We start from the raw sequence: 11,847 nt of genomic DNA, 5'->3' as shown, positions 1-11,847 counted from the left end.
CCATTGACCCGAAGGCCCAGACCGCCGTGATTGAACCTGGCGTGATCTGCGATCAGCTGCGTGATGCTGCATCCACGCATGGGTTGACCTACGGCCCGGACCCGTCCACCCACAGCCGCTGCACGATCGGCGGGATGGTGGCCAACAACGCCTGTGGTTCGCACTCGGTGGCCTGGGGAACCTCCGCTGAGAACCTGGTGGCCGTGACCGTGATGCTGGCCGACGGCCGGGAGGTGGAACTGTCCGCCGGGGACACCAGCGAACCCGCGCTGACACAGACCCTGACCGGAATCAGGGACAACCACCGTGCCATGTTGCGCACCGAGTTGGGTCAGTTCCCCCGCCAGGTCTCCGGCTACGGACTCCACTACCTGCTGGAGGAGAACGGCTTTGATGCCGCCAAGGCATTCGCCGGCACGGAGGGCACCTGCGGGATCATCACGCGCATGACCGTCAAGTTGGTGCGCAAGCCCGCCCACACGGCCCTGGCAGTGCTCAGCTTTGACGACTCCTTTGACGCCGCAACGGCCGCACCGGCTCTGCGCGTCAAGGACGTGGCCACCATTGAAGGCATGGGTGGGGACCTGCTGGATGCGTTGCGCACGCGCCCCGGCCAGGAGAACGCTGGAGAGCAGCTGCCGGAAGGCAACGGCTGGCTCTACTGCGAGGTCGGCGGCGCCACGCTTGAGGCTGCCCAGGCACGCGCGCATGAGCTGCGGGGACTGGTGGATGCAGCAGGATCGGTGAGCGTGCGCAACGCCGTCGTGGTCACCGATCCCCAAGAGGTACGCAATCTGTGGCGGATCCGGGAGGCCAGCGCCGGGATTGTCACGCGGCTTCCCGACGGCGGTGAGGCGTGGCCCGGTTGGGAGGACTCCGCCGTCCCCCCGCAGCACCTGGGCGACTATCTGCGGGACCTGTACGCGCTGTTGGCCGAGTTCGACCTGCGCGGCATCCCGTTCGGGCACTTCGGTGAGGGGTGTGTGCACGTCCGCATCTCCTTTGATTTCAACACCGAGGACGGGGTCCAGGTCTACCGGACGTTCATTGACCGCGCCGCCAAACTGGTGCACCGCTACGGCGGCTCGGTCTCCGGTGAGCACGGTGACGGCCGTGCCCGTTCCGCGCTGCTGTCCACCATCTACTCGCCTGAGGCACTGCAGGCCTTCCGCGAGTTCAAGCGTGCGTTCGACCCGGACGGGCTGTTCAATCCGGGTGTGCTGGCGGATCCGGAGCCGATTGATCAAGGCATCCGCCCTGGCCCCGGTGCCCGGAAATTCGACCTCACCCCGGTGCACGCATTCAGTCACGACGGCGGGTCGGTTGCCGGTGCGCTGAACCGCTGTGTGGGGGTGGGTGCGTGCAGGTCCGACGTCGGCGCCATGTGTCCGTCATTCGTGGCCACCAAGGACGAGGTCCACTCCACCCGTGGGCGTATGCGTTCCCTGGCGGAGATGCTGCGCGGGGAGAACTTGAAGGACGGGTGGAAGTCCAAGGAGACCCTGGAGGCCTTGGACCTGTGTCTGTCCTGCAAGGCTTGTGCCACCGAGTGCCCGGTCAACGTGGACATGGCCACCTACAAGTCCGAATTCCTGCACCACCACTACGGTGAGGGCCTGCGCAGCTTTGTGGGCCGCAACCGCCGCCCCATGGCTCACGCTGTGATGGGTTGGCTGCCGGTCCTTGCCCGGTTGATGAACGTGGTTCCCGGCATCCCGGCCGTGGCCAATGCCGCCATGGACGTGAAGCCGTTGCAGAAAACCGTGATGAAGCTCGGCGGGGTGGAAACCCAGCGGGAGATGATCACTTTTGCCAATAGGCCACTGGCCTCCTGGTTCAAGAACCGTGCCAAGGCAGCCGGTCAGGACCTGCAACCCGGTGAGGACCCTGAGGGCCGCCCCTCCGTGGTGTTGTGGCCGGATTCCTGGACCAACTTCATGAGCGATGGCCCCGGCAAGGCCGCCGTTGAGGTCCTGGAGGCCATGGGTTACAGGGTGCTCATGCCCATGGGGGACGTGTGCTGCGGCATGACCTGGCATTCCACCGGTCAGCTGGACGCCCTCAAACGCGAGGTTGCCCGCACCCTGGGTGTCATGGAGCCACTGTTGGAGGCCGGTTACCCGGTGATTGGCCTGGAGCCCTCCTGCACGGTGATGCTGCAGGATGAAATCACCGAGCTGCTGCCTGGGGATCCGCGGGCCAAGACGCTGTCTGAACGCACCGTGACGTTGGGCAAGTTCGTGGCTGATCACGTGGATGCCGGCGGGGACTGGCCGTTCCAGAAGCTCACGGTCAAGGGAAAATCCGCCCAGGCCGTGTGCCAGGTGCACTGCCATCAGAAATCCATGTTGGGTTATGACCCCGAACTCGCCGTCTTGGATCGGCTGGGAGTGGACGTGGACATGGTGGGCGGTGGCTGCTGTGGGCTGGCGGGCAACTTCGGCTTTGAGCCCGGCCACCTGGAGGTCTCCCAGACCCTGGGCGAGCGGGAGCTCTTCCCCAAGATCCGTGCCGCAGCTGACGGCACCATGGTGTTGGCCGATGGGTTCTCCTGCCGTACCCAGATCTCCCAGGGCACGGATGCCGAGGGGTTGACGCTGGCGGAGGTGCTGCGGGCGGCCCTGCCGCCCCGGTGAGTTCGGTGCTGGCGCGGCCACTGTGTTGTCCGAGCCCAACCCTAGGATGAGAGCAAGCACACACACCGTGCGCTGCCAACCGTTCCGGGTAGCTCCGGACCTGTCCCCCCACAGGAGCCCGCCATGTCTGTTCGTCAGCACCGCCTAATGTTCTCTGCCGTTGCGCTGACTGCATTCTTGGCCTTAACCGGCTGCGGCACGGGTTCGGAGGATGCCAGCGCTCCTGCCACCACCGCGCAAACCCCTACGGGGACCACTGAAGGTTCCTCACCAACTCAGTCCGGTTCCACGGCTTCCCCGGAAGCCTCAGCCACTGGGAGCACCCCCGCCCAGGAACCTGCTGAAGCGACCTCCACGCCGGATGCCCCGGCTTCCGCCGCACCGGAATCGACTCCGGCCCCGTCCGCCACTGCTGAACAGCATTCGGAGTCCGATTCCGGTGGTGCAACTTCACGGCCCACCACCACTGCACCGCCTGGTGCCGCTGAGGGAGGTGCTGTGGCCTCGGTGGAGAACTGCACCACCCAGCACCTCAGCGCCACGGTGTCCCCGCAGGAAGGTGCAACCGGCTCCACCATCCTGGCGCTGAGCCTGACAAATGAGTCCGATCAGGCCTGCAAGCTCTCCGGTTTCCCCGGCGTCTCCTTTGCCGATGGAAACGGCGCCATGATCGGTGTACCGGCAGAACGGGCCGGTGGCAGCGGGGCAACCGTGACGGTCCTGCCCGGTGGATCTGCCTCCGCCGCTCTCAAGCAAGGCAACGCCAACAACTACGGTCAGGTGTGCAACGCGCACACCTCTGATCACTTGGTGATATACCCGCCGGAGAACACGGAAGCTCTGACCGTCCCGTACCAGACCCAGGCGTGCGGCAATCCCAAGATCATGCAACTGGAGATCAAGGCTTTTGGTGCCTGAGCAGCCCAAGCAACCTGAGCAACCCACCCACGCCACCGCCCTGGATCGGTTCTCCGAACCCACCAGACGGTGGTTCACCGGAGCGTTCAATGCCCCCACATCAGCCCAGGACGGCGCCTGGAACGCCATTGCTGATGGCCGGCACACTCTGGTGGTGGCCCCCACCGGGTCGGGCAAAACCCTCTCCGCTTTTCTGTGGGGGATTGATCGCCTGATGAGCAGTGGTGAACCCGGGCAAGGCACACCGGCCGGGCAGGGCACCAAAGTTCTCTACATCTCCCCGCTGAAGGCCCTGGGCGTGGACGTGGAGCGTAACCTGCGCTCCCCGTTGATCGGCATCACCCAGACCGCGCGTGGCATGGGCCTGGAACCGCCGGAGGTCTCCACCGGGGTGCGCTCCGGTGACACCCCGCAGGCCATTCGTCGCGCCCTGGTGGCGTCCCCGCCGGACATCCTGATCACCACCCCGGAATCCCTCTACCTGATGCTGACTTCCAAGGCCCGCTCCGCCCTGGAGCAGGTGGAGACCGTGGTGATTGACGAGATCCACGCGGTGGCCGGGACCAAACGTGGCGCGCACCTGGCGGTGTCCCTGGAGCGCCTGGATCACCTGCTTGAAAAGCCGGCCCAACGCATCGGGTTGTCCGCAACCGTGGAACCGGTGGAGACCGTCACCCGGTTCCTGGGTGGGCGTGAACCCGTGGCTGTGGTGCGCCCACAGTCCCAGAAGCAGTGGGATCTCACGGTCAGCGTCCCGGTTCCGGACATGACGGTGTTGGGCGGACCGAGTGCGTCGTCGTCGTTGGGGGGAACACCGTTCGGGGACGCCGCGGTGGAGGATGAACCCGCCAACGTGGCCTCCATCTGGCCGCACGTGGAGGAGCGGGTGGTGGATCTGGTGGAGGCCCACCGATCCACCATCGTGTTTGCCAACTCCCGGGGTCTGGCGGAGAAACTCACGGCCCGGCTCAATGAAATCCACGCCTTCCGGGTGGAACACTCGCAGGATCCAGGGGCTGCCGAACCGTCCCGCCAGCACGGGCGCTACGACGGCGCCGCACCGGTGCTTGCCCGGGCCCACCACGGCTCCGTGTCCAAGGACCAACGCACACTGATCGAGGAGGACCTCAAGAGCGGGCAGCTGCGGTGTGTGGTGGCCACCAGCTCGTTGGAGTTGGGGATCGACATGGGCCTGGTGGATCTGGTGGTTCAGATCGAGTCCCCGCCCTCAGCGGCCTCTGGGCTGCAGCGAGTGGGGCGAGCCGGTCACCAGGTGGGTGAGGTGTCGATCGGGCGGCTGTTCCCCAAGCATCGCGGGGACCTGCTGGATGCCACGGTGACCGTGGAGCAAATGTTGGCCGGGCGGGTGGAGTCCCTGCACATTCCCGCCAACCCCCTGGACGTACTGGCGCAGCAGACCGTGGCGGCGTGCGCGCTGGAGAGCATTGGCGTGGAGGACTGGTGGGACACGGTGCGCCGCAGTGCACCGTTCCTGGGCTTGCCGCGCAGCGCGTTCGAGGCCGTGCTGGACCTGGTGTCCGGGCGCTACCCCTCGGATGAATTCGCCCAACTCAAACCGCGCGTGGTGTGGGACCGGGATGAGGGCACGCTCACGGCCCGGCCCGGGGCCCAACGTCTTGCAGTGACCTCCGGTGGCACCATCCCGGACCGGGGCCTGTTCCCGGTCCACATTGCCGGAAGCCCGGAGGACAAAGCCCCCAAACGGGTGGGTGAGCTGGACGAGGAAATGGTCTACGAATCCCGCACCGGGGATGTGATCGCGCTGGGCGCCTCCTCCTGGCGGATCGAGGAGATCACCCATGACCGGGTGACCGTGACCCCTGCTCCGGGGCAGGCGGGAAAACTCCCCTTCTGGCACGGTGACGGATTGGGCCGGCCTGTGGAGCTGGGACGCGCCCAGGGTGCGTTCCTGCGGGAGATCTCCGGTGCCGCCGAGTCCACCTCCACGGACCGGCTCACGGCAGCAGGTCTGGATCAGTGGGCCCGGGAGAACCTTCAGGCTTACGTGGCAGAGATGAAGGAGAACGTGGGCCACGTGCCCTCGGACCGTACGCTGCTGATCGAACGCTTCCCGGATGAGCTCGGGGACTGGCGGGTGATCCTCCATTCCCCGTACGGACTGCAGGTTCATGCCCCGTGGGCACTGGCCGTGGGTGCCCGGATCGAGGAACGCTGGGGTCTGGACGGTGCCGCTCAGGCCTCCGACGACGGCATTGTGCTGCGGATTCCCTTGACGGACGAGGATCCCCCGGGGGCAGAGATCTTTCTGTTCGACCCAGATGAACTGGATCAGATCGTCACCGAGCAGGTGGGTTCCTCCGCGTTGTTCGCCTCTCGGTTCAGGGAGTGCGCCGCCCGCGCCCTGTTGTTGCCCCGCCGCGATCCCGGCAGACGTACCCCCCTGTGGCAGCAGCGTCAGCGTTCCGCGCAGCTCTTGGACGTGGCCCGCCGCTACCCGCAGTTTCCCATCGTGTTGGAAACCGTGCGTGAATGTCTGCAGGACGTCTACGACCTCCCCGCGCTGCAGGAGATCCACAGGGAGATCAACCGGCGCACCATCCGGGTGGTGGAGACCACCACGGAGTCACCGTCGGCATTCGCCAAGACCCTGCTGTTCGGCTATCTGGGGCAGTTCATCTATGAGGGCGACTCCCCACTGGCTGAGCGCAAGGCAGCCATCCTGTCCCTGGACACGGACCTCTTGGCTGAATTGCTGGGGCGTGCCCAGTTGCGGGAGCTGTTGGATGCCGCCGTCATCACCCGCACGGAGGCCGAACTCCAGTACACGGCCCCCAACCGCCGGTTGAAGGGTGCTGAGGGTCTGGCTGATCTGCTGCGCCTGCTGGGCCCGTTGACCGTGGAACAGGCAACGGAGCGGTTGAACCACCCCCAACACCACGACGACGACCCCCACCCGGCCTCCCGTGAGGACGTTCAGCAGTGGGCCCAGGAACTATCCCGGGAGAACCGCGCGTTCACGGTCAGGCTGGCCGGGGTGGAGAAACTGGCGGCGGTGGAGGATGCCGCCCGGTTACGTGATGCCCTGGGCGCCCCCATCCCGCACGGCGTCCCGGTGACGTTCTTGGAACCGGTGGCAGACCCTGTGGGAGATCTTGTGGGCCGCCATGCCCGAACCCACGGACCGTTCACGGCCCAGGAGGCAGCAGCGGCCACGGGCCTGGGGGTGGCAGTGGTCAATTCCACCTTGGAGAAGCTGGCCGCCCAGCGCCGTGTGGTGGAGGGCGAGTTCCGTCCGCTGGAGATGCTCCCGGCCGGAACACACACCCGGGACACGGAGTGGTGTGACAAAGAGGTGTTGCACCGAATCCGGCGTCGTTCCCTGGCTGCACTGCGGGAGCAGGTGGAGCCCGTGGCGCCGGAGGTCTACGCCCGGTTCCTGCCGCCCTGGCAGTACGTGGGTTCCGATGCCCGGTTGCGTGGGGCGGACGGTCTGCTGACCGTGGTGGACCAGCTGGGTGGGCTGGCCCTGCCTGCCTCCGCGCTGGAGCCTCTGGTGTTGCGCGCCAGGATCAGCGATTACTCCCCCGATCTTCTGGATGAGCAACTGGCGGCCGGGGAGATCCTGTGGTCCGGTGCCGGTTCCCTGAGCGGGGATGACGGTTGGCTGGCGTTGCATCTGGCCGAGTCCCAGGAGCTGACGCTGCCGCCACGGGCCGAGCTGAAAGCCACCGCTGCGGGGATCACGGACGTGCTCCAGGCCACTGTGTTGGAGGTTCTGGCCGATGGTGCCGCGCGTTTCAGTCACCAGTTGGTTCCGGCCCTTGCTGACCGGGGGCATCAGGTCACCATGCCGCACCTGACCACGGCCTTGTGGGAGTTGGTGTGGGCAGGGCTGATCACCAATGACACCTTTGCCCCTGTGCGTTCCCTGGTGGCCGGTGGCGGCGGGGCACACAAACAGAAGGCACGCACACCCGTGGCGCGCTCGGCCGGACGCCGGGGTGCCGCACGGTTGCGGCCTCGCCAGCAAGGTGCTCGGGCCAGTGGGCCGCGTTCGGCGGCGGAGCTGCAGTCATCGGGCCGGTGGTCTCTGGTGGCGCCGGAGCCGCTGGAGGCCACGGTGCGGGCCAGTGCCGGGGCTGAGTTGTTGTTGGACCGCTACGGAGTGCTGACCCGCGGTGCCGTGGAAGCGGAGGACCTGCCCGGTGGGTTCTCCGGGATCTACCGTGTTCTCACGGCACTGGAGGACGCCGGGCAGACGCGGCGTGGGTACTTCATCGAGGGTCTGGGGGCCGCCCAGTTCGCCCAGTCCTCCACGGTGGATCGGTTGCGCACCTCTGCCGATGACGAGCAAGCACGCACCACACCCCGCGAGCCCTCCGTGTTGGCTCTGGCCGCCACCGACCCCGCCAACCCGTGGGGCGCAACGCTTCCCTGGCCGCAGGTCTTGGCTTCCCCGGACGACGACGCTGCCACACGCCACCGACCGGGCCGTAAAGCTGGTGCCGTGGTGGTCTCCGTGGACGGCACCCCCGTGCTCTATTTCGAGCGCGGCGGCAGGACCGTCCTGGTGTTCCAGGACGATCCCGCCTTGATCCGGCTGTGTGCACCCGCCGTGGTTGATCTGGTGCACGCCGGAGCTGCGGAGAAGTTGTCCGTGGAGAAGATCAACGGCCGTCATGTGCTGGGTGCAGGAGACCTGGAGACCGCCGTGCGGGACGCGCTGGTGCACGCAGGGTTCTCCACCACACCCAAGGGTCTGCGATTGCGCCGAGGGGTGTGAGGTCCTCCCTCTCCCCCGGTGCGCAGCCCCGGGGGTGGGCAGTTCTCAGGCCTGGGCCAGCTTGTGGGCCTGCTTCAGCCGCAGACGTTCAAGCTCCTCCTGTTGGTTCTCGGCCCGGTTGTGGAGATCTTCCAGCTGGGTTTGGTCCAGACGGGAGTCCGGGACCTCCATGAGCAGGCGCCAGCCCAGGGACTTGGTGTGAACAGCGGCGCTGAGCACCTCGAGTTCCAGGACATCGGAGAGCGGAGAACGCTTAGTGATGCGCTCATTGAGCTTCAGGCGCGCCACCTTCTCCCCCACCTTGGCCGGGAGGTTCTTGAGGTGGTCGGCCTTGACACCAAAGGCGGCCATGATGGCCTCCAGGGCTTCCTGGTCCTGCTCGATCTCACCTGCCATGCGTTCCACGGCGGAGCGCACCTCCGGGTCTCCGTGCCCGTCGGCCACGCGGCGGAAGGCATCTGTTCCCGCGGTGGAGCCGGCGTAGTGGTCCTGCAAGTAGGTTTCGATGGTCTTGGCCGTCATTGGTAAGCACCCTTTCCGTTGGTGCTTCAACGCTACTGAATGCCCGCCTCTGATGCCACGAATCATCTAGGAGCGAAGACTCTTACTTCCCCGCTTTCAGGCCTCGGAGCTACCCACCGCCAAAGCATCTTGCAATGGTGGCTCGGCGATCTCCTCCACCAGCCACGGACTGAACACCCGCGCCAAACCGCGGGAGGCCACCAGCAGGTCAGCGGGATCCACCCATGTGAACTCGGCGATCTCAGAGGCTTGAGGACGCGGCTGACTGGCGGCTTGGGCCACCCAGACCGGGCAGAACTCGTTCTCCACCACACCGGAGGCATCCACGGCTCGGTAGGCGAAGTCTGGGAGCACTTCCTGCAGGTTGGTGATCTCCATTCCCAACTCCTGAGCAGCCCTCCGCGTGATGGCATCTTGGAAGTCCTCACCGGGACCGGGGTGGCCACAGAACGAATTGGTCCAGACCCCCGGCCAGGTCTTTTTGCTCAGGGCACGGCGAGTGAGCAGCACTTGACCGTCGTCGTTGACCACCCAGCAGGAGAAGGCCAGGTGCAACGGGGTGTCAGTGGTGTGGACGTTTGCTTTGGGCGCGGTACCGATGGGCTGGTGGTGGGGATCCAGCAGCACCACCTGCTCGGCTGCGGGTTCGGCTGGTGTAGGCACGGTTCCTCCATTGCCCGGTGACGTCTGCCGTTGGGCCTGCCCCCTCACCCTAGAGGGTGCGGAGTTCATGCGCAGCCATGACAGGATCGTCACGTGTCCCGCCTTCGTCGTCCCACCTCCCCGCTGCCGCAGCGTGCGGGAGTGGATGCCGTGCGGGTCTTGCTGCCGGGCACCACCGAGTCCGTGGAGGCGCACCTGCTGTCCCGATTCCCGCGCTCCGCACAGGACTTGGCACGGTTGTTCGCCACGAACGCCATGGTGGATGACTCAGGAGTTCCCGTCCGCGCAGCAGACCCCTGTGCCGGTCGGGCCGTCTGGTATCACCGCCCAGCCCTTCCGGAACCTGATGTGCCACGGGAGTTGCCCGTCATCTTTGAGGACGCCCATCTTCTGGTGGTGGACAAACCCCACGGGCTGCCCACCACGCCGCGAGGCTCCTACGTGCGCAACACCGCCCTGAGCCTGCTGCGGCACATCCGGCAGGAACCCGATCTGGCACCAGCCCACCGCTTGGACCGGCTCACCGCGGGCGTCCTGCTGTTCACCCGGGACCGGGCCGTCCGCGGTCGCATGCAACGACAGTTCCAGGACCGCCACACCCGCAAGAGCTACGAGGCCGTGGTCCATCTACCCCCGGACCGCAGCCTCGCGGACCTGCCCGCCATCCGGGAGAGCAGGATCGAAAAACCCGCCGGTAGCCTGCAAGCAATAGAGGTGGACGGCCCGGCCAATGCGGTCACGCGGATGCAGCCGCTTCTCCCCCAGCCCTGGACGGATCACGACGGCGCCTGGGCCGCCCTGAGTCTTCACCCCAGCACCGGGCAGACCCACCAACTGCGGGTGCATCTCAACGCAGCGGGTACCCCCATCCGCTGGGATCCCCTCTATCCGGAGATCATCGCCCCCGAGGAGCAGGACACTGCCCAGCCCCTGCAACTGCTGGCGCGCAGCCTGAGCATCCGCCACCCCGTCACCGGGGATGAGATGACCTTCATCAGCAACCGCACGCTGACTACGCTTGATCCACACCCACTGCCGTCCAACGCTTGACCGGCGTTGATCCGCCCGAGGAGCCCCATGAGTCACGACCCCGCCCATTCTCTGATCACCGGCGCCAACGCAGACCGCCGCGAACGTGCAGGCCTGGCCGCACGGTCCGTGCAGTCCCTGTTTGGCGAACGACTGTTCGGGATTCCGGGGACGTGGATCGGTGCGGTGGGGTTCCCGCACCCCACGCAGTTCTCCACCAAGTGGCACTACTGGTGGCAGGCACACCTGTTGGACGCCCTGGTGGATGCCGCCCAGCGGGAGGCCACATCAGGCCAGGACGCTGGACCCACACGTGAACGTGCCCACCGTCTGCTGCGCTCCATCGCCCTGCGCAGCGGCGGCCAGGTGGTGTTCAACAACTACTACGACGACATGTCCTGGCTCATGCTGGCCCTGGGCCGTTTCCGCCACCTGGAGGAGGACGCCGGCGGCAAGACCCGCCACCTGACCAAGGCCGGATCCGACCTGCTCAAGGCCATCCGCGATGCCCACACGGGTGACTTGGACGGCGGCGTGTTCTGGACCCGCGAGCGCACCTACAAGAACACCGCCACCACGGGTCCCGCCGCGCTGATTGCGGTGCGCACCCACGCCGCCCAGGAGTGCGCCAGCCTGCTGAGCTGGCTGGAAAGCCACCTGTGGGATGCCTCCAAGGGAGTGTTCAAGGACGGCATCAACATCGTCACCGACGACGACGGCTCCACCGGGACCAAGCTGGAAGAAGCCGTCTACACCTACAACTCCGGTCCGGCCCTGGCGGCAGCCGTTGAGTTGGCGCAGACCTCCACGGGAGCTGAGGCCAAGCGGTGGGCCACATTTGCGGCACAGATCATTGCCGGCGCTGACAAGGAGTTCGGTCGGGACATGGGCAACCGCCGGGTGCTCAAGACCCACGGCTCCGGGGACGCCGGGTTGTTCACCGGCATCCTGGTGCGCTACCTGGCAGAAGCCGCTGAGTCCAAGGCCTTGGACCCGGAGGATCGCGCCACGGCTTGCCGCCTGGTTCTGGACACCGCGGATGCCTTTTGGGCCGGACGCCGGGAGTTTGATCCGGACCTGGACTTCAACGATCCCCAGGCTCAACCGGATCCCGCCCGGGTGGTGGCCATCTTCTCCCCCAACCCGTTGGATCACGCGGACACCGCCCAGCCGGTGGGTCGCACCGTGGAACTGGGCACCCAGGTCCAAGCATGGACCGCCCTGGAAGCAGCAGCGCGCCTGGAGGCCACGGTGTGAAACGGCCAGCGCGGTTGTCCACGGGAAGATTCCTTGGGAAGCCGAGGTGGGCGGCGT

Annotated in this window: 7 protein-coding genes; 5 read left to right on the top strand and 2 right to left on the bottom strand. The window is 66.7% G+C overall.

Going from position 1 to position 11,847, the window contains the following annotated elements; genetic code table 11:
• From L979_RS08460 to L979_RS08450, 3 genes are all read left to right on the top strand, one after another.
• The coding region (locus tag L979_RS08460; protein ID WP_047691539.1) for an FAD-binding and (Fe-S)-binding domain-containing protein at positions 1 to 2,636 on the top strand (2,636 nt) is incomplete at its 5' end.
• Between the two features lie 123 nt (positions 2,637 to 2,759).
• Positions 2,760 to 3,554: a DUF4232 domain-containing protein gene (locus L979_RS14635; protein WP_081994101.1), complete on the top strand. Its 795-nt coding sequence runs from the start codon at positions 2,760 to 2,762 to the stop codon at positions 3,552 to 3,554.
• Positions 3,547 to 8,319, top strand: a complete 4,773-nt coding sequence (locus tag L979_RS08450) for an ATP-dependent helicase (RefSeq protein ID WP_081994098.1) — start codon at positions 3,547 to 3,549, stop codon at positions 8,317 to 8,319. Before L979_RS14635 ends, L979_RS08450 begins: the two co-directional genes overlap by 8 nt.
• Before the next feature lie 45 nt (positions 8,320 to 8,364).
• Here L979_RS08450 and L979_RS08445 read toward each other — a convergent pair whose 3' ends face one another.
• A complete protein-coding gene (locus L979_RS08445) occupies positions 8,365 to 8,841 on the bottom strand; it encodes a hypothetical protein (protein WP_047691537.1) in 477 nt (158 codons plus the stop codon).
• A gap of 96 nt (positions 8,842 to 8,937) precedes the next feature.
• Positions 8,938 to 9,504 (bottom strand): isopentenyl-diphosphate Delta-isomerase, encoded by a 567-nt coding sequence (gene idi, locus L979_RS08440; protein ID WP_047691534.1) that lies wholly within the window; start codon positions 9,502 to 9,504, stop codon positions 8,938 to 8,940.
• Between the two features lie 93 nt (positions 9,505 to 9,597).
• Between idi and L979_RS08435 the strand changes: the two genes are divergently transcribed.
• Positions 9,598 to 10,554: a pseudouridine synthase gene (locus tag L979_RS08435; RefSeq protein ID WP_047691532.1), complete on the top strand. Its 957-nt coding sequence runs from the start codon at positions 9,598 to 9,600 to the stop codon at positions 10,552 to 10,554.
• A gap of 27 nt (positions 10,555 to 10,581) precedes the next feature.
• Entirely contained in the window at positions 10,582 to 11,790 is a 1,209-nt protein-coding gene (locus L979_RS08430) for a glycoside hydrolase family 76 protein (protein WP_052209688.1), read from the top strand.
• Positions 11,791 to 11,847: the final 57 nt, after the last annotated feature.

The sequence above is a fragment of the Kocuria sp. ZOR0020 genome (assembly GCF_000800955.1).
Lineage (GTDB): Bacteria > Actinomycetota > Actinomycetes > Actinomycetales > Micrococcaceae > Kocuria > Kocuria subflava.
This window is presented reverse-complemented; position numbering and strand designations above follow the sequence as displayed.